The 22,283-nt window shown below is 66.8% G+C and carries 23 protein-coding genes and 1 pseudogene; 6 read left to right on the forward strand and 18 right to left on the reverse strand.

Translation table 11 applies throughout. The annotated features are described in order from the left end of the window. The 6 genes and pseudogenes from deoC to K3G64_RS06185 form a co-directional block, all read right to left on the reverse strand. Window positions 1–675, reverse strand: coding sequence for a deoxyribose-phosphate aldolase (gene deoC / locus K3G64_RS06160; RefSeq protein WP_238889726.1), 675 nt, complete (start codon window positions 673–675; stop codon window positions 1–3). Further along, a complete protein-coding gene (locus K3G64_RS06165) occupies window positions 675–1,076 on the reverse strand; it encodes a DUF2599 domain-containing protein (protein ID WP_370647169.1) in 402 nt (133 codons plus the stop codon). The genes deoC and K3G64_RS06165 overlap by 1 nt, the downstream gene beginning before the upstream one ends. A 59-nt stretch (window positions 1,077–1,135) precedes the next feature. Continuing rightward, window positions 1,136–1,414: a DUF2516 family protein gene (locus K3G64_RS06170; protein ID WP_238950448.1), complete on the reverse strand. Its 279-nt coding sequence runs from the start codon at window positions 1,412–1,414 to the stop codon at window positions 1,136–1,138. Window positions 1,415–1,509: 95 nt separating this feature from the next. Next, window positions 1,510–1,602 (reverse strand): annotated as a pseudogene (locus K3G64_RS06175) (hypothetical protein); the annotation flags it as partial. A 604-nt stretch (window positions 1,603–2,206) separates the two neighbouring features. Continuing rightward, window positions 2,207–2,686, reverse strand: a complete 480-nt coding sequence (locus K3G64_RS06180) for a helix-turn-helix domain-containing protein (protein WP_238889727.1) — start codon at window positions 2,684–2,686, stop codon at window positions 2,207–2,209. Window positions 2,687–2,779: 93 nt separating this feature from the next. Next, the gene (locus tag K3G64_RS06185) at window positions 2,780–4,117 is read right to left on the reverse strand and encodes a DUF445 domain-containing protein (RefSeq protein WP_238889728.1); all 1,338 of its coding nucleotides are present in this window, start codon (window positions 4,115–4,117) and stop codon (window positions 2,780–2,782) included. A gap of 105 nt (window positions 4,118–4,222) precedes the next feature. Here K3G64_RS06185 and K3G64_RS06190 point away from each other — a divergent pair, with 105 nt between their 5' ends. Both K3G64_RS06190 and K3G64_RS06195 read left to right on the forward strand, forming a co-directional pair. Continuing rightward, window positions 4,223–4,927, forward strand: a complete 705-nt coding sequence (locus K3G64_RS06190; protein WP_238889729.1) for a TetR/AcrR family transcriptional regulator — start codon at window positions 4,223–4,225, stop codon at window positions 4,925–4,927. A 9-nt stretch (window positions 4,928–4,936) separates the two neighbouring features. Then, window positions 4,937–5,809: a polyphosphate kinase 2 family protein gene (locus K3G64_RS06195; RefSeq protein WP_238889730.1), complete on the forward strand. Its 873-nt coding sequence runs from the start codon at window positions 4,937–4,939 to the stop codon at window positions 5,807–5,809. 229 nt (window positions 5,810–6,038) lie between these two features. Here the strand turns inward: K3G64_RS06195 and K3G64_RS06200 are convergent, their stop codons facing one another. The 3 genes from K3G64_RS06200 to K3G64_RS06210 form a co-directional block, all read right to left on the reverse strand. Beyond that, window positions 6,039–6,854, reverse strand: a complete 816-nt coding sequence (locus K3G64_RS06200; protein WP_238950449.1) for a 3-hydroxybutyryl-CoA dehydrogenase — start codon at window positions 6,852–6,854, stop codon at window positions 6,039–6,041. A gap of 115 nt (window positions 6,855–6,969) precedes the next feature. Then, a complete protein-coding gene (aceA, locus tag K3G64_RS06205) occupies window positions 6,970–8,256 on the reverse strand; it encodes an isocitrate lyase (RefSeq protein WP_238889731.1) in 1,287 nt (428 codons plus the stop codon). A 230-nt stretch (window positions 8,257–8,486) separates the two neighbouring features. Next, entirely contained in the window at window positions 8,487–9,263 is a 777-nt protein-coding gene (locus tag K3G64_RS06210) for an acyl-[acyl-carrier-protein] thioesterase (RefSeq protein WP_238950450.1), read from the reverse strand. 120 nt (window positions 9,264–9,383) lie between these two features. On the opposite strand from K3G64_RS06210, the gene ramB reads away from it, so the two are divergent. Both ramB and K3G64_RS06220 read left to right on the forward strand, forming a co-directional pair. Beyond that, a complete protein-coding gene (ramB, locus tag K3G64_RS06215; RefSeq protein ID WP_238889733.1) occupies window positions 9,384–10,805 on the forward strand; it encodes an acetate metabolism transcriptional regulator RamB in 1,422 nt (473 codons plus the stop codon). Window positions 10,806–10,833: 28 nt separating this feature from the next. Continuing rightward, the gene (locus K3G64_RS06220) at window positions 10,834–11,385 is read left to right on the forward strand and encodes a carboxymuconolactone decarboxylase family protein (protein WP_238889735.1); all 552 of its coding nucleotides are present in this window, start codon (window positions 10,834–10,836) and stop codon (window positions 11,383–11,385) included. 16 nt (window positions 11,386–11,401) lie between these two features. Here the strand turns inward: K3G64_RS06220 and K3G64_RS06225 are convergent, their stop codons facing one another. The 6 genes from K3G64_RS06225 to adh form a co-directional block, all read right to left on the reverse strand. Further along, window positions 11,402–11,674 carry a hypothetical protein gene (locus K3G64_RS06225; protein WP_238889737.1) on the reverse strand — a complete coding sequence of 91 codons (273 nt, stop codon included), beginning with the start codon at window positions 11,672–11,674 and terminating at the stop codon, window positions 11,402–11,404. Next, window positions 11,671–13,065: a dihydrolipoyl dehydrogenase gene (lpdA, locus tag K3G64_RS06230; protein WP_238889739.1), complete on the reverse strand. Its 1,395-nt coding sequence runs from the start codon at window positions 13,063–13,065 to the stop codon at window positions 11,671–11,673. Before lpdA ends, K3G64_RS06225 begins: the two co-directional genes overlap by 4 nt. Before the next feature lie 9 nt (window positions 13,066–13,074). Then, window positions 13,075–13,542 (reverse strand): hypothetical protein, encoded by a 468-nt coding sequence (locus K3G64_RS06235; protein WP_238889741.1) that lies wholly within the window; start codon window positions 13,540–13,542, stop codon window positions 13,075–13,077. After that, window positions 13,535–13,813 carry a putative holin gene (locus K3G64_RS06240; RefSeq protein ID WP_238889743.1) on the reverse strand — a complete coding sequence of 93 codons (279 nt, stop codon included), beginning with the start codon at window positions 13,811–13,813 and terminating at the stop codon, window positions 13,535–13,537. The genes K3G64_RS06235 and K3G64_RS06240 overlap by 8 nt, the downstream gene beginning before the upstream one ends. Before the next feature lie 36 nt (window positions 13,814–13,849). Further along, complete coding sequence (locus tag K3G64_RS06245; protein ID WP_238950452.1) at window positions 13,850–14,314, reverse strand: DUF779 domain-containing protein; 465 nt, start codon at window positions 14,312–14,314, stop codon at window positions 13,850–13,852. Between the two features lie 152 nt (window positions 14,315–14,466). Further along, window positions 14,467–15,990, reverse strand: coding sequence for an aldehyde dehydrogenase (adh, locus tag K3G64_RS06250; RefSeq protein WP_238889745.1), 1,524 nt, complete (start codon window positions 15,988–15,990; stop codon window positions 14,467–14,469). Window positions 15,991–16,041: 51 nt separating this feature from the next. Here adh and K3G64_RS06255 point away from each other — a divergent pair, with 51 nt between their 5' ends. Then, a complete protein-coding gene (locus tag K3G64_RS06255; RefSeq protein WP_370647170.1) occupies window positions 16,042–18,081 on the forward strand; it encodes a prolyl oligopeptidase family serine peptidase in 2,040 nt (679 codons plus the stop codon). On the opposite strand, the gene K3G64_RS06260 is transcribed toward K3G64_RS06255, so the two are convergent. Beyond that, window positions 18,074–19,324 carry a Dyp-type peroxidase gene (locus tag K3G64_RS06260; RefSeq protein WP_238889747.1) on the reverse strand — a complete coding sequence of 417 codons (1,251 nt, stop codon included), beginning with the start codon at window positions 19,322–19,324 and terminating at the stop codon, window positions 18,074–18,076. The genes K3G64_RS06255 and K3G64_RS06260 overlap by 8 nt on opposite strands. Continuing rightward, entirely contained in the window at window positions 19,321–20,241 is a 921-nt protein-coding gene (locus K3G64_RS06265) for an EfeM/EfeO family lipoprotein (RefSeq protein ID WP_238889748.1), read from the reverse strand. The genes K3G64_RS06260 and K3G64_RS06265 overlap by 4 nt, the downstream gene beginning before the upstream one ends. Before the next feature lie 168 nt (window positions 20,242–20,409). Between K3G64_RS06265 and K3G64_RS06270 the strand changes: the two genes are divergently transcribed. Then, window positions 20,410–21,315 (forward strand): crotonase/enoyl-CoA hydratase family protein, encoded by a 906-nt coding sequence (locus K3G64_RS06270; RefSeq protein WP_238889749.1) that lies wholly within the window; start codon window positions 20,410–20,412, stop codon window positions 21,313–21,315. On the opposite strand, the gene K3G64_RS06275 is transcribed toward K3G64_RS06270, so the two are convergent. Next, on the reverse strand, window positions 21,295–22,272 hold the full coding sequence (locus K3G64_RS06275; protein ID WP_238889750.1) for a DUF2889 domain-containing protein: 978 nt from the start codon (window positions 22,270–22,272) through the stop codon (window positions 21,295–21,297). The genes K3G64_RS06270 and K3G64_RS06275 overlap by 21 nt on opposite strands. Window positions 22,273–22,283 lie beyond the last annotated feature (11 nt).

Genomic DNA, 22,283 nt, shown 5'->3' on the forward strand with positions numbered 1-22,283 from the left:
TCACGTAATTCCGTCGAGCACGGCGCGGGTGCCGGAGAGGCCGAGCCGGGTCGCACCGGCGTCGAGCATCGCCACCGCGTCGCCTGCCATACGGATTCCACCGCTGGCCTTGACCTGCGGGCCGACCGTCGACATCAGCTCGACGGCGCGCACGGAGGCGCCGCCAGCCGGATGGAATCCGGTGGAGGTCTTGACGAAGTCGGCGCCCGCGTCGGCGGCGGCCGTACACGCGTCGAGCAGTGTCTGTTCGTCACCGAGCATCAGCAGCGCGGCCGATTCGACGATCACCTTCAGGGTGACGCGCTGCGCGATCGCCGCCCGGACCGCGGCGACGTCGGAGCGGACCACCGCCGTCTCGCCGTTGAGTGCGGCGCCGACGTCGATCACCATGTCGACCTCGTCGGCGCCCGCCTCGACCGCCAGCCGGGCCTCCTCGGCCTTGACGGCGGAGACGTGCTTACCTGACGGGAATCCCACGACCGCACACAGCTTCTGGGCCGGCGAGCGGGCCTGCGCGGCGATCGGCACCATCGACGGCGACACGCAAATCGCGTAGACGCCGAGCGCGGCGGCCTCCTCGGTCAGGCGCGCGACGTCGGCGTGTGTCGCCTCGGGTTTGAGCAGCGTGTGATCGACGAGTGCGGCAACCTCTTCGCGGCGGTAGGCACCAGGCACTAGAACGGTTCTTCGGTGCCGCCGGGATTGCAGCCGGCGGCCAGCATCTGCTCCTCGGTGACCTCGGGCCGCCACGGTTCGAGGTTCCAGCTGCTCTTGCCGGGCTCGCTGAGCTCGGCGAACTCCCAGTGGCAGACGAACTGCGGCTTCATGCCGGGGATGTCGGCGTCGGGTGACAGCGCCAGCACCTCGGCCCACGCGTGCTCGGCCTGCGTTTCGGTGGCCAGCCCCGACGCCTCACGCCCAGCGGCCGTGGGATACACCCGCAGGCTGGACAGGTCACCCCATTTCGCCCACTCCACATGGTCGACGTACGGAGGGGGCGGGCTGGGGGCGGCGGATGCGACGGGGGCCACCGCGAGCGGAGCGAGCAATCCAACCACCGCGAGCGGAGCGAGCAATCCAACCACCGCGAGCGGAGCGAGCAATCCAACCACCGCGAGGGTGGCGGCACGGCGCACTAGCGGGACTTCCCCTGAATCTCGAGCAGCTTGGGCCGCACGTCGACCAGATAGACACCCGCGGCGACCGCCGCGATCGCGAGCCCGAAGACCGAGGGGCTGGCGAGGCTGAGGATCAGCGCGAAGGCGCCGGCGCCGCCAATGATGGCCAGCCAGGCCGGCTTCGTCAGTTTGCCCGCCGCAGTGTAGGCGTCAGGTCGCTGCCGAGCCGCGTGGAGGAAGGCGTATATGGTCGCGCCCAAGACAGCGGCCATGAGAACAAGAAGGACGATCTCCATCAGCTGGAAAACCACGAGTCCAGACTAAGTGGAGATCGTCCCCTTGGTCGACTTTGGGCCCTGAGACCCGCTGACGACTACTTCTGGGTGACCTTCTTGGCCGGCGCCTTCTTGGCCGGCGCCTTCTTGGCGGGCGTCTTCTTGGCCGAGCTCTTGGCGGGAGCCTTCTTGGCGGCGCTCTTGGCCGGCGCGGCACCCTTCTCGGCCTTCTTCGGCAGCTCGACGCCCACCAGCTTGGCGGCGCGCTCGCCGACCGCGCGGGTCTGCGCGGCGACGTTGCCCAACGCCTCCTGGGTCAGCTCGACGGCCTGATCGGTGTAGCCCTCGACGCGGCCCGCGGCCTCGGTGAAGCCGGGCTGGGTGCGCAGCCGCTCCAGGGCGGCCTCGCCACGCTCGATGAGCTTGTTGTAGGTGGTCTGCGCGGCGTCGGCGTAGGTCTCGGCGAACTTGCGCAGCTCCTCGGACGACAGCCGCTCGCGCAGCTCACCGAACTGGGTCGGCAGGTCTTCCTGCATCTGGTCGATCCGCGCGCGGGTTCCCTCGACGCGGCTACGCGAATCGGTGCGGGCCTCGCCTGCGCGCTCGCGCAGGGTCGCGACGATCTCGTTGACCCGCTCGAGGGCCAGGTCGGCGGCGCCCACCGCGGCGAGCAGGGGGGCCTTCAGGTCGTCGACGTTGGGCTGTTGGTTCTTGGCCGGGGTGTTCTTGGCCATGGTGTGTGTTCCTTTCCACGAGATTTGCTTCTGATGATTTGGCTTGTCGAATGACGGCCACTAGGGCCATTGGTCTGCGTCAGTCAGTCGTCGGCTCCTCACCTGTCTGGACACCTTCGGCTTCGTTCTGCCCGACCGCGCGCTGTTGGCCTTCGTTCTGCTGGCCTTCGTTCTGCTGGCCTTCGTTCTGCTGGCCTTCGTTCTGCTGGCAGAAGGTCGTGTAGATGTCCAGCAGCACGCGCTTCTGCCGCTCGCTGATCACCGTGTCGTTGACGATGGCGTCGCGCACCTCGCTCGTCTCGCCCGGCTCGAGGATCCCGGCCCGGACATAGAGCACTTCGGCGGACACCCGCAACGCCTTCGCGATCTGGTTCAGCACGTCGGCGGAGGGTTTCCGTAATCCCCGCTCGATCTGGCTGAGGTAGGGATTACTGACGCCGGCCTTCTCGGCCAGCTGCCGCACGGACACCTGAGCAGCTTCACGCTGGGTGCGGATGAAGGTGCCGATGTCCTGCGCGGCGTTGGTCACCACGGCGGCAAGATTCTCATCCTGCGTCATGCGCAACCCCCTCAATCGCGATGGGTATCCAATAAACGACAATTCCCACCGTACGACGGGGTGCTAACTTTTGCAAGCACTAGTTAGCGCAGGTCAGAATAGTAGCTGGGCTATCGAGTAGATGATCAGGCCGGCCAGCGACCCCACCACGGTGCCGTTGATCCGGATGAATTGCAGGTCACGTCCGACGTGCAGTTCGATGCGGCGACTCGCCTCATCGGCGTCCCAGCGCTCGATGGTCTCGGTGATGATCGCGGTGATCTCCACGCCGTACTCGCCCACCAGGTGCTGGGCTGCTCGGACGATCCAGTTGTCGACCTTGTCGCGTAGATCGGCGTCGTCGCGAAGCGACTCCCCGATGTTGACCACCGAGTCGGCGATTCGGGTGCGCAGCGCCGACGACGGATCGTCGACCGACTCCAGAATGATGCGCTTGGCCGCCGACCACGCCGTCTCGGCCGCCCGGGTGACCTCCTCGCGGCCCATGATCTGATCCTTGACCTTCTCGGCACGGTCGATCGTCGCGTCGTCGTGCTGCAGGTCGTCGGCGAACTCGAAAAGGAACCGGGTGGCCGAGCGCCGCAGTTCGTGGTCGGGGTTGCGGCGCACCTTGTCGGTGAAGTCCATCAACTCGCGGTGAATGCGGTCGCCGACCAGGTGGTCGACCCAGCGCGGCGACCAGGTGGGCGAGTCGCGTTCCACGACCCGTTCGATGATCTCACCGGCGTTGAGGGACCACTGGAACGCGCGGTCGGCGAGCAGTTGCAGCAGCGCCTCCTGGCGGCGTTCCTGCAGCAGGCTGGCCAGCACGCGACCGACGGGCGGACCCCACTGCGGCTCGGCGATGCGCTTGACGATCATTCGATCGAGCACGTGCTGGACGTCCTCGTCGCGCAGCATCTCCACCAGGACCCGCAGCACGGTCGCGGTTTCGGCAGCGACGCGTTCGGCATGCGCCCGGTCGGACAGCCACTTGCCCAGTCGCCCCGCGACCTCCGCGTCGCGCAACTTGGTCTCCACCACCTGCGGGGACATGAAGTTCTCGCGCACGAAGGCGCCCAGACCCTCGCCGAGTTGGTCCTTCTTGCGCTTGATGATCGCGGTGTGCGGGATCGGGATGCGCAGCGGATGCCGGAACAGCGCGGTGACCGCGAACCAGTCGGCGAGTCCGCCGATCATGCCCGCCTCGGCTGCGGCGCGGACGTAACCCACCCAGCCCGGCGCACCGTTGGCCAGCGCCCATGAGCAAACCAGGAACACGATCGCGGCGCCGATGAGGAAGCTCAGCGCGACGACCTTCATCCGCCGCAGCCCGCGACGGCGTTCGGCGTCTCCGGCCGAATCGGCGCCGGCTAACGACTCGGCGAAGCTGACGGGCTCAGCGGGCGGGACGGGCAGAACCCGTCCGCCGGCGCTCGGTCTGTGTGCCACCCCTCCATCATCCGCTACCGCGAGAGTGAGACGCCGGTCCGACAACGCCGAATGTCAAGATCGGCCGTACTATCAAGAAGGACTAGGGAACGGATCACCGGCACAGTGGCACAGCAGACCCAGGCAGTTGCGGTCAAAACCGATGGCCGTAAACGGCGCTGGCACCGGCACAAGGTCGAACGCCGCAACGAGTTGGTGGACGGCACCCTGGAGGCCATCCGACGCCGCGGCAGCGACGTCAGTATGGATGAGATCGCCGCCGAGATCGGGGTCTCGAAGACCGTGCTGTACCGCTACTTCGTCGACAAGAACGACCTGACGACCGCGGTGATGATGCGGTTCGCCCAGACCACGCTGATCCCCAACATGGCCGCCGCGCTGTCGTCGAACCTGGACGGCTATGCGCTGACCCGAGAGATCATCCGCGTCTACGTCGAGACAGTGGCCGCCGAACCCGAGCCCTACCAGTTCGTGATGGCCAACAACTCGGCGAGCAAGAACCACGCGGTCGCGACGTCGGAGAACATCATCGCCCGCATGCTGGCGGTGATGCTGCGGCGCCGGATGCTGGAGGCGGGCATGGACACCGGTGGGGTGGAGCCGTGGGCCTACCACACGGTCGGCGGGGTGCAACTCGCCACGCACTCGTGGATGTCGAATCCGCGGATGACCTCCGACGAGTTGATCGACTACCTGACGATGCTGTCGTGGAACGCGTTGTGCGGGATCGTCGAGGTGGGCGGGTCGCTGGAGAAGTTCCGCGGGCAGCCGCACCCGTCGCCCGTCCTGCCCCGGCCCGTCACCGACTAACCTTCAGCCATGAACGAGGAGCCCGACCTTCCGTCGTTGTGGTCGCACGCGCCACATGAGCACCTGAGGTTCCGCAGCGGTCAGCAGGTGTCCGAGATCCGCACCCGCGCCACTCCTGGGTTCCAGGGCAAGAAGGCGGACGCGGCGACTCTGCAGGTGGAGCGCAACCTGCGCCTGGCCGAGTTGCAGGAGAAGCTGTACGCCAACAGCAAGGCGGGCACCGGCACCGACCGCTCGGTGCTGCTGGTGCTGCAGGGGATGGACACCTCGGGCAAGGGTGGCATCGTCAAACATGTTGTGGGCGCGGTCAATCCAATGGGTGTGCGGTACACCGCATTCGGCACGCCGACCGAGGAGGAGCGGGCACACCACTACCTGTGGCGCATCCGCAAGGCACTGCCGTCTGCGGGCCACATCGGAGTGTTCGACCGCTCGCACTACGAGGATGTGCTGATCGTCCGGGTGCACAACCTGGTGCCGCCCGCCGAGTGGGAACCGCGATACGACGAGATCAACGCCTTCGAGCGCGAACTCACCGACAGCGGAATGAAGCTCGTGAAGGTCGCGATGTTCCTGTCGCTGGCCAAGCAGAAGGAGCAGCTGCTCGAGCGGCTCGACGATCCGACGAAGTACTGGAAGTACAACACGGGCGACATCGACGAGCGCAAACACTGGAAGGCCTACCAGGAGGCGTACCAGGTGATGCTGGATCGCACGTCGACCGACTACGCGCCCTGGTTCGTCGTGCCGTGCGATCGGAGGTGGTACAGCCGGCTCGCGGTCACCGAGTTGCTGATCCAAGCGCTGAAGTCGTTCAACATGGTTTGGCCGCCAGCGGATTTCGACGTCGCCGCCGAGCGTAAGCGCCTACTGGAGTCGTAGTCCGAGATCTCGCGCCGATCGGCCGACGGGTCGCAGGCGACACCGGGATCATCCGCATACACGTCGAGTACGACGGTGAGCACCACTGGACGAACCCGGGCGACTACACCAACGACTTCGAACGTCTCGAATCCCTTGCCCTGCATGGCTCGACGATCGTGCGCGTGAGTGCGCGGCCCCTGAGACACGACCGGCCGGCCGTTCTGGCTCGGGTACGCGTTGCCCTCGCTCAGTACGTGTAGAAACCCTGGCCCGACTTCTTGCCCAGCTGGCCCGCCTCGACCATCCGCAGCAGCAGCGGCGGCGGCGCGTAGTGCGGATCCTTGAGCTCATCGAACATCGAGTCGGCGATCAGCTTCATGGTGTCCAGACCGATCAGGTCGCTCAATCGCAATGGTCCCATCGGATGCGAAAGCCCTGCCACCACAGCGGTATCGATGTCCTCGACGCTCGCCACGCCGGCTTCGGCCATCCGGATCGCCGACAGCAGGTACGGCACCAGCAGGGCGTTGACCACGAAGCCCGACCGGTCGCCGCAGCGCACCACCTGCTTGCCCAGCGTTTCGGACGCGAACGCGGCGGTCCGCTCGAGCGCGCCGTCGGACGTGACCAGCGTGTTGACCAGTTCCACCAGCGGCAGCGCCGGCACCGGGTTGAAGAAGTGCAACCCCAGCACGCGGGCCGGATTCTTCGTCGCCGCAGCGATTTTCATGATCGGGATGCTGGACGTGTTCGACGCAAGTACCGCATCGGGATCGGTGACGATCTCGTCGAGCTCGGCGAAGATCGTCCGCTTGACGTTCTCGTCCTCGATGACGGCCTCGATCACCAGCTGCCGGTCGGCGAGATCGCTCAGCGACGTGGTGAACCTCAGCCGCCCCAGCGCGGCATCCCGATCGCTCTCCGACAGCTTGCCCTTGCTCGCCGCACGCTCCAGCGACCCGGTGATGCGCTTGCGGCCGGCCTGCACCAGCTCCTCGGACGGCTCGAAGACGACCACGTCGGCGCCCGCCTTCGCGCACACCTCGGCGATCCCGCCGCCCATCTGTCCGGCGCCGACCACGCCAACTCGTTCGATCCCCACGACTCTCCTCACCACATGCATCAGGCCCCGCCCAATATAGGGACGGGGCCTGATGGCGCCTGCTAGGGGCTGCAGATCAGTGGAACTGGCCCTCTTCGGTCGAGCCACTCAGCGCGGTCGTCGACGAGTTGGGGTCCACGGTGGTGGCGATCCGGTCGAAGTAGCCGGCGCCGACCTCGCGCTGGTGCCGGGTCGCGGTGTAACCCCGCTCCTCGGCATCGAACTCGCGCTCCTGCAGCTCGACGTACGCGCTCATCTGGTTGCGCGCGTAGCCGTAGGCCAGATCGAACATCGAGTAGTTCAGGGCGTGGAAGCCGGCCAGCGTGATGAACTGGAACTTGAAGCCCATCGCGCCGAGCTCCTTCTGGAACTTCGCGATCGTCGCGTCGTCCAGGTGCTTGCGCCAGTTGAACGACGGCGAGCAGTTGTAGGCCAGCATCTGGTCCGGGAACTCGCTCTTGACGCCCTCGGCGAACTTCGCCGCGAGCTCGAGGTCCGGCGTGCCGGTCTCCATCCAGATCAGGTCGGAGTACGGCGCGTAGGCCTTGGCGCGGGCGATGCAGGGCTCCAGGCCGTTCTTCACACGGTAGAAGCCCTCGGCGGTGCGCTCGCCGGTGATGAACGGGCGGTCGCGCTCGTCGACGTCGGAGGTGATCAGCGTCGCGGCTTCGGCGTCGGTGCGGGCGATGACGACGGTCGGCACGTCGGCGACGTCGGCGGCCAGGCGAGCCGAGGTCAGCGTGCGGATGTGCTGCTGAGTCGGGATCAGCACCTTGCCACCGAGGTGACCGCACTTCTTCTCCGATGCGAGCTGGTCCTCCCAGTGCGAACCGGCGACACCCGCGGCGATCATCGCCTTCTGCAACTCGTAGACGTTGAGCGCACCGCCGAAGCCGGCCTCACCGTCGGCGACGATCGGGGCGAGCCAGTTCTCGACGGAGGTGTCGCCCTCGACCTTGGCGATCTCGTCGGCGCGCAGCAGCGCGTTGTTGATGCGGCGCACCACCTGCGGCACCGAGTTGGCCGGGTAGAGGCTCTGATCCGGGTAGGTGTGGCCGGACAGGTTCGCGTCGCCTGCGACCTGCCAACCGGACAGGTAGATGGCCTTCAGGCCGGCGCGCACCTGCTGGACGGCCATGTTGCCGGTCAGCGCACCGAGTGCGTTGACGAACTCCATGTCGTGCAACTGGTTCCACAGCACCTCGGCGCCGCGGCGGGCCAGGGTGGCCTCCTCGACGACGCTGCCCTGCAACGCGACGACGTCGGCCGCCGAGTATTCGCGGGTGACGTTCTTCCAGCGCGGGTTGGTGTCCCAATCCTTCTGAATCTCTTCCGGTGACTTCGGCTTGCCGACCGTCGACATGACGCTCCTTCGATTTTGTTAACTCTTGAACGGCTTCGCCGTCCTGCTAATTCGAGGATGCACCAAGGCATCGGCGCAGGTCCAGCGGTTCTCTTTGCGAACTTTCGCCAACCACCGCGGCGATTTTGCAAATATTGCGAAGACTACTTGCAGCTGAACCGGTTCAGAAGTTACCCGTAGGTAACCTGTTTCCGCTGGTCAGTACGCCCGTACTGTTAAACGAGCGGCAATCACAGCGAGAAGATCGCGGCGACGGCCTTGGCCTCATCGCCGACCGCATATGTGAGCGTTGTAACAGTCCGATCCGCCAACTCCGGACCGAACTTGTCGGTCGACCCCGGCGGGTGGACATGGCTGAGGATCTCCAACTTGTCGCCCAGCGCCACCGCGGCGTCGTGCTCGATGGTGACGCGCAGGGGATGGGTTGCCTGCTCCGGGTGATGGTGGAGGTAGTCCTCGATCACCGACCAGTACACGGAGTTGTTCATGTGGTCGAAGATGTCGATGTCGCTGACGCGGATCGGGTAGTCGCGGATCTCGTCGGCATCGTCGCGACTGCCTGCCGACAGGTAGGCCTTCCACCGCAGGCGGTCGACGTCGGTGGTGCGTCGCAGGCCTTCGAGGAAGTCGTCGGCGATGCGCGCGGGGCCCTGCGTCTCGCGGTTGATGTTGATCCAGAACGCCTCGGACTCGAAAAGGCCGCCCTTGCGGCCATCGATGCGGACTCGCATATCGCACCAGCGGTTCGACGTGCCCGAGCACCAGCGGCGCAGCCGCAGCATGTCCTGGAACTCGATGGGCCGGATCATGTCGATCATCGTGCGGCGCACGATCCACAGCGGATGGGTCTCCTGGAAGCCCATCTCGCGGAGTTGGTCGGAGCCGATGTCCTGAATGTGCCGTGTCGCGGCGTCGAACTTGAGCCTGCCCTCCCGGTCGACGTCGGCGACCCGCAGCGGCCACTCGATATCGAACACGTCGGGGTGCGGGTCCGGGACCGGCATCATGGTCTTCGCGAGACCGGCTCCTGCAGCGCCCTTGGTGTTCACGGATGCCGATCCTGCCACACGTCGCGACCCTGCCAACAATGCAAACGGCCTGTTAACAACGTTGCTAGGCTGGCTGACGTGGCGAAAACGTTCGTCGGTTCCCGAGTGCGGCAACTGCGCGGCGAACGCGGCTTCAGCCAGGCCGCGCTGGCACAAATGCTGGAGATCTCACCGAGCTACCTCAACCAGATCGAGCACGACGTCCGGCCGCTCACCGTTGCGGTGCTGTTGCGGATCTCCGAGGTGTTCGGCGTCGACGCTACGTTCTTCTCGTCCCAGGACGACACCCGCCTGGTCGCCGAGCTGCGCGAAGTCACCCTCGACCGCGACCTCGACATCGACGTCGACCCCGCCGAGATCGCCGACCTGGTCGCCGCGCATCCCGCACTCGCGCGTGCCATGGTCAACCTGCACCGCCGCTACCAGCTGGCCAACACCCGGCTCGCCGCGGCGACCGAGGACCGTTTCTCCGTCGGTAGCGGCAGCGGTAGTGGCTCCATCACCATGCCGCACGAGGAAGTGCGCGACTACTTCTACCAGCGGCAGAACTATCTGCACGAACTCGACACCGCTGCAGAGGAGCTCACCATCCGGACCCGGATGCACCGCGCCGAGCTGGCCCGCGAGCTCTCCGACCGGCTGACGATGGTGCACGGCGTGCGCGTCGTCCGCCGCACCGATCTCGGCGATGTGGTGCTGCACCGCTACGAGACGGCGACCAGGACGCTGGAGATCAGCAATCACCTGTCGTCGGGGCAGACGGTGTTCAAGATGGCCGCTGAGTTGGCCTATCTCGAGTTCGGTGACTTGATCGACAAGCTCGTCGCGGACGGCAAGTTCACCAGCGAGGAGTCGACGAAGCTGGCGCGGTTGGGTTTGGCCAACTACTTTGCGGCCGCGATGGTGTTGCCGTACAAGCAGTTTCATGAAGTCGCCGAGAATTTCCGCTACGACGTCGAGCGGTTGTCGGCGTTCTACTCGGTCAGCTACGAAACCGTCGCCCACCGGCTGTCCACCCTGCAGCGGCCGTCCATGCGCGGCGTGCCGCTGTCCTTCGTGCGGGTGGACCGTGCGGGCAACATGTCCAAACGCCAGTCGGCGACCGGGTTCCACTTTTCGTCCAGCGGCGGCACCTGTCCGCTGTGGAACGTCTACGAGACCTTCGCCAACCCCGGCAAGATCCTGGTGCAAGTCGCGCAGATGCCCGACGGACGCAACTACATGTGGGTCGCCCGCACCGTCGAGCGTCGCAGAGCGCGCTACGGACAACCCGGTAAGACGTTTGCGATCGGGCTCGGCTGCGAACTGCGCCACGCGCACCGGCTGGTGTACTCCGAGGGCCTCGACCTGTCGGGCGACGTGTCGACGCCGATCGGCGCCGGATGCCGCGTCTGCGAACGGGACAAGTGTCCGCAGCGCGCGTTTCCTGCGCTCGGTCGCGCCCTCGACATCGACGAGCACCGCAGCACGGTCTCGCCGTATCTGGTGAAACAGCCCTGATCGGTAGGCGGTCTATAGACTCGCTGTGGTGAGCGCAATCGAGTCGGCGCGCGTCGCGCCCGGTGGATTCAAGGAACTCGGCCCGGTCAACTGGGCCATCGCCAAACTCGGCGCGCGGGCCATCAGGGCCCCCCGGTTCAGCCTGTTCAACGTGCTCGGCCAGCACCGGCTGCTGTTCCTGGCCTGGCTGCCCTACAGCGGCATGCTCCTCGGGTTCGCCAGCAAGCTGCCGGTACAAGACGCCGAGACCGTCATCCTGCGTGTCGGTCATCTCCGCGACTGCGAGTACGAGCTGCAGCAGCACCGCAGGCTGGCGCGGACCCGCGGCATCGGTCCCGACATGCAGAAGAAGATTTTCGAGGGCCCCGACGCCCAGGGGCTGAGCGAGCGTCAGCGCGCGCTGATCACCGCCACCGACGAGTTCGTCGTCACCCGTGGCGTCTCACAACAGACTTGGACGCGGCTGGCCGGTCACCTGACCAAGCCGCAGCTGATCGAGTTCTGCATGCTGGCCGCACAGTACGACGGTCTGGCCGCCACCATCACGACGCTCAAGGTGCCGCTGGACTTTGCGGACTGAGGATCTGGAGACAGGTCTAGAGATAGGTGATGCCCAGCACGGCCAGCGACAGCAGCACCGGCGAGACCGGCAGGGCCCAGAGGAACGCCGTCCACACGTCGGTCTTGCGCTTGTAGGACCGCCACCCCAGCCAACCGGCCAGCCCGCCCACCACGAACGACACCGCCGCGACCACGAGGACCCACGTGTTGACCCGCGCGCTCGCGGTGGCCAGCGAGATGCCGGCCAGCCACAGGATGTGGCCGACCACCAGCCCGCCGATCCCGGCGACCCAGATCGCTCTGGTCAAAAGTTGATCATGTGGCCGACCAGACCGTGGAAGCACTCCTGCAGCGCCTCCGACAGCGTCGGGTGGGTGTGCACGTTGCGCGCCAGCTCGGTGGCGGTGAGGTCCCACTTCTGCGCCAGTGTCAGCTCCGGCAGCAGTTCGGAGACGTCGTGGCCGATCAGGTGCCCGCCGAGCAACTCGCCGTACTTCGCATCGGCGACAAGCTTGACGAATCCCGCGGGTGCGCCCATGCCGTGCGCTTTGCCGTTCGCCGTGAACGGGAACTTCGCGACCTTGACGTCGTAGCCCTCTTCCCGCGCCTGCTCCTCGGTGAGCCCGAAGCTGGCGACCTGGGGTTGGCAGAACGTAGCGCGCGGCATCATCCGGTAGTCACCGAACGGCAGGGTCTCCGCACCGGCGATGGTCTCGGCGGCCACCACACCCATCGCCTCGGCGACGTGGGCGAGTTGCAGCTTGCCGGTGACGTCACCGATCGCATAGATGTGCGGCACGTTGGTGCGCATGTAGTCGTCGATGCCGATGGCCTTGCGTTCGGTCAGCTCCACACCGGCCTTGTCGAGGTCGTAGCCCTCCACGTTGGGCGCGAATCCGATTGCCTGCAATACGGTCTCGGGATTGAGGTCTTCGCTCTTGCCGTCCTTGCTGACGGTCACGGTGACCTTGTCGCCGTCGTCGACGATGGACTCCACCTTGGTGCCGGTGAGGATTTTCACGCCCAGCTTCTTGAACTGCTTCTCGATCTCCTTGGATACCTCGGCGTCCTCGTTGGGCAGCGCGCGGGGCAGGAATTCGACGATGGTCACGTCCACGCCGTAGTTCTTCATCACGTAGCCGAACTCCATGCCGATCGCGCCCGCGCCGGCGATGAGGACCGACTCGGGCAGTTCACGCCGCATGATGAGCTCTTCGTAGGTGACCACGTTTTCCGACAGCGACGTGTTGGGCACCAACTTGGTGCTGGCGCCGGTGGCGATGATCGCACTGTCGAAGGTGACGCTTTCGGTGTCGCCTTCGTTGAGATCGACCTCGATGGTGTGGTCGTCCTTGAACTTGCCGTAGCCGTGGATCTCGGTGATCTTGTTCTTCTTCATCAGGAAGTGCACACCGGCGACGCGCCCGTCGGCGACCTTGCGGCTGCGGTCGAAGGCGACGCCGTAGTCCATCGACACGTCGCCGTTGATGCCGAACGTCTTGGCTTCCTTGGTGAGGATCTGCGCCAGTTCGGCGTTGCGCAGCAGGGCCTTTGACGGGATGCACCCGACGTTGAGGCACACGCCGCCCCAGTACTTGGGTTCGACGATGGCGGTGTTCAGTCCGAGCTGGGCGGCGCGGATGGCCGCGACGTACCCGCCGGGGCCTGCGCCGAGGACGACGACGTCATAGTGGGTCACGCCCCCACACTAGTAAGGGATGACGCCCGCGAAACAGCGGCTGGCCCATTCGCAGAAGTAAATCCCGTGCAACACCGCCGCGCCCGCGACCATCCCGAGCGGTGCCGACGTGACCGCGATGCCCAGCGCCGAGAGCAGCGGCCGGTTCGGCGACATGCTGACGAGCAACCCGATCACGGTCGTCGTGACGACGAACACCAGGACGACGAAGACGGGCGCCGTCTTGTCCAGCGAGTGGAACCACCAGTGATAGAGGCCCCCACCCGCCGCGGCCGCCAGCATCCACACGCCGGACACGACGAGCGCGAACATCCACCGTTTGAGATAGACGAAGTTGCCCGGCACGACGATCGGAGGTGCCGGTATCGGCAACGGCTCCGACGGCACGTCCAGGGCCACCGACGCCGGCGCCGCGAATTCCCCCGTGTCGAACGTCGGCGTGTACGGCTGCGTCGGATAGGTGTCGGTATCAGGCACCGTGCACCGCCTGGGTCGCGACCAGCACACCGAACCAGCCGGGCGCGATCGCCAGCAGGAAAGCACCGACGGTCGTCACCCATCGACGTCCGGACAGCAGGATCGTGAGGATGCCCAGCGCTCCGGGCACCCAGACGACCAGCGCGACCACCACGTCGGGGCGGACCGCCGCATCGATGACCAGCGTGGCGGCGACCCCAATGATGAGCCCAACGGCCGTGCCGACGAGCATTGCGCTCGTCAGCAACCACGCCCGAGGCAGCGGGATCACGGACACGAGGCTACGCGGCCGGCGGCGCCCTACCCGTTAGCCGCTCGGCGCGTCAGGTATCGGACATGCATCGATTGCATCACCGACGATGTGGGTGTCCGCCGCCGCAGGCCGTGCACCTTGTGCGAAGGCCGCACCGGTGACCGGCGGGTGATCGGCCAGCAACCGGTTCTCGGCGTCGGTGAACGCCCGCCCACGCGACAGGAACCGCACCCCCTCCGGCGCTTCGACGCTGAACCCGCCGCCGCGTCCGGGCACCACGTCGATCACCAGCTGGGTGTGCTTCCACGCCTCGAACTGCGGGCCGGAGATCCACACCGGCACCCCCGCCCCGACGTCGAGCACCGCCAGCAGCACGTCGCGGTCCCCGACAACGAACTCGCCGTCGGGGTAGCACATCGGCGACGAGCCGTCGCAGCATCCGCCGGACTGGTGGAACATGAGCGCGCCGTGGCGAGCCTGCAACGTCAAGAGCAGGTCCGCGGCGGCCCGCGTGATCAGCGCGCGCGGCGGCGCCCGAGTGCCATCGCGCGTGACCGTGGCATCACGCTCGGCGTCGGGCGCGACGGTGGCGTCACGTTCGCGGGGGCTGAACACCTCAGGTTCGTCGCTTCCTCGCCGTCAGATTCCTTGTTTCCTCGCGCAAGCGCTCGTCAGAAAAAGCCCTGGGCCTTGTTGCTGTAGCTCACCAGCAGGTTCTTCGTCTGCTGGTAGTGGTCGAGCATCATCTTGTGGTTCTCGCGGCCGATGCCGGACTGCTTGTAGCCGCCGAAAGCCGCGTGCGCCGGATAGGCGTGGTAGCAATTGGTCCACACCCGGCCGGCCTTGATGTCGCGGCCGGCGCGGTAGGCGACGTTGCCGTCACGGGACCACACGCCGGCGCCCAGCCCGTAGAGCGTGTCGTTGGCGAGGCTGATCGCGTCCTCGTAGTCCTTGAACGACGTGACCGCGACAACCGGACCGAAGATCTCCTCCTGGAAGATCCGCATCTTGTTGTGGCCCTCGAAGATCGTGGGCTGCACGTAGTAGCCACCGTTGAGGTCACCACCGAGTTCAGCGCGCTCGCCGCCGGTGACGACGCGCGCACCTTCGTCTTTGCCGACCTCGATGTAGGACAACACCTTCTCCAGCTGGTCGTTGGACGCCTGCGATCCGATCATGGTCTCGGTGTCCAGCGGATCGCCCTGGCGGACGGCCTTGGTGCGGATGGCGGCCAGTTCGAGGAACTCGTCGTAGATGTCGGCCTGAATGAGGCTGCGCGACGGGCAAGTGCACACCTCGCCCTGGTTGAGGGCGAACATCGTGAAGCCCTCGAGCGCCTTGTCCTGGTAGTCGTCGGCGGCGGCCATCACGTCGGAGAAGAAGATGTTCGGGCTCTTGCCGCCGAGTTCCAGCGTCACCGGGATGAGGTTCTGCGACGCGTACTGCATGATCAGCCGTCCGGTGGTGGTCTCCCCGGTGAAGGCGATCTTGGCGATCCGGTTGCTCGACGCCAGCGGCTTGCCCGCCTCGAACCCGAAGCCGTTGACCACGTTGACCACCCCGGCGGGCAACAGGTCGCCGATCAACGACATCAGGTAGAGGATCGACGCAGGCGTCTGCTCGGCCGGCTTGAGGACGACGGCGTTGCCCGCGGCCAGCGCAGGCGCCAACTTCCACGTGGCCATCAGGATCGGGAAGTTCCACGGGATGATCTGGCCGACTACGCCGAGCGGTTCATGGAAGTGATAGGCGACGGTGTCGTCGTCGATCTGGCTCAACGAGCCTTCCTGCGCGCGGATGGCGCCTGCGAAGTAGCGGAAGTGGTCGACGGCCAGCGGCAGGTCGGCGTTGAGGGTCTCGCGGATCGGCTTGCCGTTGTCCCACGCCTCGGCCAGCGCCAGCGACTCGATGTTCTCCTCGATGCGGTCGGCGATCTTGTTGAGGATGTTCGCGCGCTCACCGGCGGCGGTCTTGCCCCAGGCCGGAGCAGCACCGTGCGCGGCGTCGAGCGCCTTGTCGATGTCGGCCTCGTTCGATCGCGGCACCTCGCAGAACGCCTGGCCGGTCACCGGGGTCGGATCCTCGAAGTACTCGCCCGACGCCGGCGGCACCCATTCACCGCCGATGAAATTGCCGTAGCGCGACTCGAAGGACATCAGGGCGTCGGCGGAACCAGGGCGGGCGTAAACGGTCATCGGTGACTCCCTTCGAGTGTGAACGAGCTCACACTACGCCGCACCGCCACAATGGTTGTCGTGGATACCGATGAGCGCTCGCGCGAAGAGCAGACTGACCCCGACCCGTACTTGTGGCTCGAGGACATCGGCTCCGACGACGCGCTGGACTGGGTGCGCGAACACAACGAACCCACCATCGCGCGGTTCGGCGGCGACCAGTTCGAGCAGATGCGCGCGGAGGCACTCGAGGTGCTCGATACCGATGCCCGCATTCCCTACGTCCGTCGGCGCGGCGAGTTCCTGTACAACTTCTGGCGCGACGCCGACAACCCGCGCGGCCTGTGGCGGCGCACCACGCTGGAGAGCTACCGCACCGAGCAGCCCGACTGGGACGTCGTAATCGACGTCGATGAGCTGGCGCGCGTGGACGATCAGAACTGGGTGTGGGCGGGCGCCGAGGTGATCGAGCCCGACTACTCGCTGGCCCTGGTGGAGCTGTCCCGCGGCGGAGCCGACGCCACCGTCGTACGCGAATTCGACATGCAGACACGGAAGTTCGTCACTGAGGGATTCACGCTGCCGGAGGCCAAGTCGAGCGTTGTCTGGCAGGACCACGACACCGTGCTGGTGGGCACGGATTTCGGCGACGGGTCGCTCACGGACTCCGGTTACCCGCGAATCGTCAAGCGGTGGAAACGGGGACAACCACTCGAGGAGGCGCAGACGCTGTTCGAGGGCGAGACCGCCGACGTCAGCGTGAGCGGCGGATACGATCCGACCCCGGGTTATGAACGCCTGCTGATCACGCGTTCGGTCGACTTCTTCAACCGGTACCGCTACGAGTTGCGCGGTGATGACCTGATCCAAATCGACGTTCCCACCGACGCCGGGATCTCGGTGCACCGCGACTGGTTGCTGATCCGCCCGCGGACCGACTGGACCGTGGGGGCGACGACGTATCCGGCCGGATCGCTGCTGGCCGCCGACTACGAGCAGTACCTTTCGGGCACAGTGCAATTCAGCGTGGTGTTCGAGCCCGACGCACACTCCAGCCTCGAGAACTACGCGTGGACCCGCGATCACCTTGTGCTGATCACCCTCGTGGATGTGGTCAGCCGCGTCGAGTTGGTGACACCCGGATCATGGGAGCGCGCGCCGATCGACGGGGTGCCGCCGAACACCAACACGGTGCTCGTCGACGCCGACGAATACGGTCACGAGATCTTCCTCGACGCCAGCGGATTCGACACGCCGTCCCGACTGCTGTGGGGCCACGCCGGCGGCGTGGTGAGCGAGATCAAGCGGGCCCCGTCCTTCTTCGACGCCGCCGACCTCGAGGTCAGCCAGCACTTCGTCGCGTCGGCCGACGGTACCCAGATACCGTATTTCGTTGTCGGGCATCGGCACCAGCAGGCACCCGGTCCGACGCTGCTCAACGGATACGGCGGCTTCGAGGTCGCCAACACGCCGGGGTATCTCGGGGTGCTCGGCCGGTTGTGGCTGTCGCGGGGTGGCACGTTCGTGTTGGCGAACATTCGCGGCGGCGGCGAGTACGGCCCGACCTGGCACACCCAGGCGATGCGGGAGAACCGGCACCTGGTGTACGAGGACTTCGCCGCGGTGGCAACCGATCTCGTGGAACGCGGCATCACATCCGTCGAGCAGCTCGGGGCACAGGGCGGCAGCAACGGTGGGCTGCTCATGGGGGTCATGCTCACGCGGTACCCCGAGCTGTTCGGCGCACTCGTGTGCAGCGTCCCGCTGCTCGACATGCGTCGCTATCATCTGCTGCTGGCCGGGGCGTCGTGGATGGCCGAATACGGCGACCCCGATGATCCCGACGACTGGGCATTCATCTCGAAATACTCGCCTTATCAGAACATCTCGTCCGACCGTCGCTACCCGCCCGTTCTCATCACCACGTCGACCCGCGACGACCGCGTGCACCCGGGCCATGCGCGCAAGATGACCGCGGCGCTCGAGGACGCCGGCCAGCCGGTGCACTACTACGAGAACATCGAAGGCGGGCACGGCGGTGCGGCCGACAACGCGCAGTCGGCGTTCCGGGCGGCGCTGATTTACCAGTACCTGTGGTCGGTGCTCAGCTGAACAGCCGGTCGCCCAGGAAGCGGTCCGGTCCGGTCACGCCGGGCAGGGCGAAGAAGAAACCGCCGCCGACCGGCAGGGTGTACTCCTCGAGCGGTTCACCGTTCAGCCGGTTCTGCACCGCCAGGAAGCCCTTCTCCAGGCTGCGCTGATAGGAGATGAAGGCCAGCCCCTGGTCGAGTCGCCCCGCGCCGTCGAAGCCGCGCGAGTAGTTGAACCCCCTGCGCAGGATGAGGTTTTCGTCGGTCGCCGGTGTGCGGGGGTTGGCGAGTCGGATGTGGGCGTTGAGCGGTATTCGCTTGCCGTGGGGGTCCTCCGGGTAGTTCGGGTCGGTGAACTCGCCGGACAGACCCAGCGGTGCGCCGCTGACCTTGTCGCGCCCGATCAGCGCCTCCTGCTCGACGAGTTGGGTGCGGTCCCAGAACTCCACGAACATCCGGATGATGCGGATCGCCTGGTATGACCCGCCCACGGCCCAGTCCGGTTCGCCGTCGTCGCGCCCGACCCACACGTGACGGTCCATCAGCGCGTCGTCGTCGACGTCGAGATTGGCCGTCCCGTCCTTGAAGCCGAGGAGGTTGCGGGGGGTGGCCTCGTCGGACACCCGGCCGGCGCCGATGCCCCTGGCGTAACCGTCGATCATCCACCGCAGCACGAGATCGCTGCGGGTCCGCCGCATGAGCTGACGCAGCGCGAAGATCACGCTGTCGTTGTGGCCGGCTTCGATCACTATCGAGAGGTCGCCGTGGGACAGGTTCGCATCGAGGCGATCGTTGGCCAGGAACGGCATGGTGACCAGTTCCCTGGGCTTGCGGTCGGCCAGTCCGAACCGGTCGTCGAACAGCGAGGCGCCGACGCCGACGATGATCGACAGGTTGTCCGCAGGCGGCTTCTCGCCGAGGATGCCGGAGTCGACCGGCGGAAACTGCGGATCGCGCACCTCGGGTGGCTGACCGGCCATCAGCGCGCGGATCTCGTCGGTGAGTTCCTGCAGCGCGGTCTTCAGTCTGGCGCGGTTCCTCGACAGCACGTTGAATGACGCCACCAGTCCCTGCTCGGGAATCGGCAGCGCGGTGATGCCGGTCTGATACGCACCCTCGAAGGGCACGAAGGCAGGCGACGGCGCGGCGGCCGGGCCGGCCGGGGTACACGCGGACAGCGCGGCACCCGCGCCGACGGCGACACCGGTGCCCAGCGCGCCGGTCACGAATCCGCGGCGGGTGATGCCCGGGTGCCGCTCGGTCACTGCAGTTTCAGCACTCCCGACACCTGCGCCAGGTTCTCCGACAGTCCGGCCAATTGGGCCTTCAGTTGGTCGATGACGTCGGGCGTCACCGTGACCTCGGGGCAGCGCGACGACGGGTAGGGGTCGTTCTGGGTGCAGTACAGCACCCAGCCGTCACCGCGCCGAAGCGGCCGCATGGTGTCGAACACCTGCGTGATCCCGGCGTCGATCTTGCCCAGCAGGGCCGGATCGGCTTGCTCGAGAGCGGGGCTGAGCTTGTCGACGGCGACCTGCGCGCCCTGCATGTTGGCGTCGAAGTCCCAGAGGTCGGTCTTGGCGTACCGGTTCTCCTCACCGGTGATCTTGCCCTCGGAAACCTCTTCGACCAGTTCGGCCGCCCCGGTCGAGACGTCGACCGGCTTGACCCGAACGCTGGGGAACTGCTCCTTGAGTGCTGCGACATCCCGATCGAGCTGGTCGGCGAACGGCGCGCCGCCCTCGGTGGTGTTCTTCTCGAACAGCAGGTACTCGAGGCGGTGCCAGCCGGTGAAGGCCGGATCGTCGACACCGGCGAAGTCGTCGACACGCGCGTCGATCTTGCCGTCGATCTCCTCCACCAGACCGGCCAGCGGCTCGATGCGCTCCCACGGCTGGCGCGACGGCGCATAGGCCTCCTGCGCGGCCTGCAGATTGTTGGCGCGAACGGCGTCGGTGAAGGTCTTGACGACGCCGACGAGTTCGTCGATCTGTGCCGTCGCGTAACCCTTGTACTCGGCAGCCGCCTTGTCCAGGACCGCCGGGGCGACCGCTGCGGAGGCGCTGGTTGTGGCGGCGTCGGCCGACGTCGTCTCACCGGAGGAGGAGTTGTCGCTGGAGCATCCGGAGAGCAGCATGCCGGCCACGGCAACCGGAGCCGTCCAGGCGAGAACGCGGTTCATATGCACCTCTGAGTTAGGGAAGCCAAAACATAGCATCTGGTGATCATGGCGAGGGTAGCCACACCTAATCGCGTGCGACGTCGGACTTCAGTGGTGGAGGGCAGGCGTGACGATCCTCAGGCCCGCGCCCTTATCGCTGACTGAACCGTCGGGTGCCAGACTTCAGCCATGTCGACAGCACCGCGGTTCGAGACACTGCTCTACGCCGCTGAACCGCCGATCGCCACCGTCACGCTGAACCGTCCGCAGCACCTCAACACCATCGTCCCGCCGATGCCCGACGAGATCGAGAGGGCCATCGGTCTGGCCGAACGCGATCCCGCTGTCAAGGTGATAGTGCTGCGCGGCGCCGGGCGCTCGTTTTCGGGCGGATACGACTTCGGCGGCGGCTTCACCCAGTGGGGCGATGCGATGAACACCGAGGGACGCTGGGACCCGGGCAAGGACTTCGCGATGGTCAGCGCCCGCGAGACGGGCCCGACGCAGAAGTTCATGGCGATCTGGCGGGCGTCCAAGCCAGTCATCGCCCAGGTGCATGGCTGGTGTGTCGGCGGCGCCAGCGATTACGCCCTGTGCGCCGATATCGTGATCGCCAGCGACGACGCCGTCATCGGCACACCGTATGCCCGGATGTGGGGCGCCTACCTGACCGGGATGTGGCTGTACCGGCTGAGCCTGGCGAAGGTCAAGTGGCACTCGCTGACCGGGGAGCCGCTGACCGGAAAGGAAGCCGCCGCCGTCGAACTCATCAACGAGTCCGTTCCGTTCGAGCGGCTCGAAGCCCGCGTCCGCGAGGTCGCCGAGAAGCTCGCGCAGATTCCGCTGTCGCAGTTGCAGGCGCAGAAGCTGATCGTCAACCAGGCGTACGAGAACATGGGACTGGCTTCAACGCAGACGCTGGGCGGCATTCTCGACGGCCTGATGCGCAACACTCCGGAGGCGCTCGAGTTCATCGAAACCGCTCAGCAGCAAGGGGTTCGGCGCGCGGTGGAGAGACGCGACGGTCCGTGGGGCGACTACAGCCAGGCGCCACCGGAGAAGCGGCCCGACCCGTCACACGTCATCGAGCCCTGACAGCAGCGCCTCGAGGTCACCGATTGCGCGCAGGGTGTCGTTGAGGTGGGTGCACGTGCTGGTCCCGACGAACTCGCCGCGCACCCGGTCGCGGATCTCGGCGACGGTCATCCCGCGCACCCGGTGTGCACTGGTGATGGCACCGGGGCACTCCTGCCAGGGCAGCACGTGGTAGTCCGCCGAGATGGCGGTGACGGTTCGCGTCGCGATATCGACCGTGCCTGCGACGGTGTATTCGTGCACGACCGTCTCCACGCCGTCGCCGTCGACGTGCGAGTCGCGGAAGTGGGCGTCGAAGTCGGCCGCCCCGTCGCGGGCCTGCCGCAGATCCAGCCGCCGCAGCCGCCGCATCCCGTGCGCGCGAAGCGGTTCGACGGCGTGCAGACCGCCGTGGTGCAGCGGTGGCGCCACCGGTCCGTGCACCGAGGGGATGGTGCCGGCGCGCCGCGCGAAGTCGACGAGCGCGGCGTCAGGCGCGAAGCCTGCGCAGATACCCGCCATCCGGTCGGCCGTGCCGGGCGGCAACGGCTCCTCGACGCCCGCGGTGATGGCCCTGTGCTGCAGGGCGTATCCGGAGACCAGCGCCGCTCCGACCCAGTCGTCGAGCAGCAGGTGAAGCAGGCTGTCCGGTCTCTCCTCGGGCAGCAGCTTCGCGATCGTCGACCGGAAACCGGGCCCGACCCGACTGCCGATCAACCGGTTCAGGCGGGCGTCGTGTGGGTTGATGCCGTCGATGACACGCTCGGCGAGGTGTGCGCGCACCCGGACCTCGCCACGGATGTCCACGGCGTCCGGCGCGCAGACCGCGATGTCGCGGGCCCGCAGGTCGACGTCGGAACCGGCGGCGCCGACCGGGTGGGTGTCGATGGTGCTGGTGCGGCGCAATGTGCCGGCGACCAGGGGCGGCCACGTCGCGACGGGCCGTTGCGGTCCCACGATGTCCGAGACGAACGGCATGAACCGACGTT

Origin of the sequence: Mycobacterium sp. IDR2000157661, assembly GCF_022317005.1 — a bacterium.
Lineage (GTDB): Bacteria > Actinomycetota > Actinomycetes > Mycobacteriales > Mycobacteriaceae > Mycobacterium.

What these genes read in the sequence shown, in the direction of transcription:
- adh (WP_238889745.1), bottom strand. Translation starts at nt 15,990, where the DNA reads ATGACCGTTTACGCCCGCCCTGGTTCCGCCGACGCCCTGATGTCCTTC.
- K3G64_RS06255 (WP_370647170.1), top strand. Translation starts at nt 16,042, where the DNA reads ATGGTTGTCGTGGATACCGATGAGCGCTCGCGCGAAGAGCAGACTGAC.
- K3G64_RS06275 (WP_238889750.1), bottom strand. Translation starts at nt 22,272, where the DNA reads ATGCCGTTCGTCTCGGACATCGTGGGACCGCAACGGCCCGTCGCGACG.
- K3G64_RS06195 (WP_238889730.1), top strand. Translation starts at nt 4,937, where the DNA reads ATGAACGAGGAGCCCGACCTTCCGTCGTTGTGGTCGCACGCGCCACAT.
- K3G64_RS06270 (WP_238889749.1), top strand. Translation starts at nt 20,410, where the DNA reads ATGTCGACAGCACCGCGGTTCGAGACACTGCTCTACGCCGCTGAACCG.
- K3G64_RS06170 (WP_238950448.1), bottom strand. Translation starts at nt 1,414, where the DNA reads ATGGAGATCGTCCTTCTTGTTCTCATGGCCGCTGTCTTGGGCGCGACC.
- aceA (WP_238889731.1), bottom strand. Translation starts at nt 8,256, where the DNA reads ATGTCGACGGTCGGCAAGCCGAAGTCACCGGAAGAGATTCAGAAGGAT.
- K3G64_RS06180 (WP_238889727.1), bottom strand. Translation starts at nt 2,686, where the DNA reads ATGACGCAGGATGAGAATCTTGCCGCCGTGGTGACCAACGCCGCGCAG.
- K3G64_RS06210 (WP_238950450.1), bottom strand. Translation starts at nt 9,263, where the DNA reads ATGATGCCGGTCCCGGACCCGCACCCCGACGTGTTCGATATCGAGTGG.
- K3G64_RS06265 (WP_238889748.1), bottom strand. Translation starts at nt 20,241, where the DNA reads ATGAACCGCGTTCTCGCCTGGACGGCTCCGGTTGCCGTGGCCGGCATG.
- K3G64_RS06200 (WP_238950449.1), bottom strand. Translation starts at nt 6,854, where the DNA reads ATGGGCGGCGGGATCGCCGAGGTGTGCGCGAAGGCGGGCGCCGACGTG.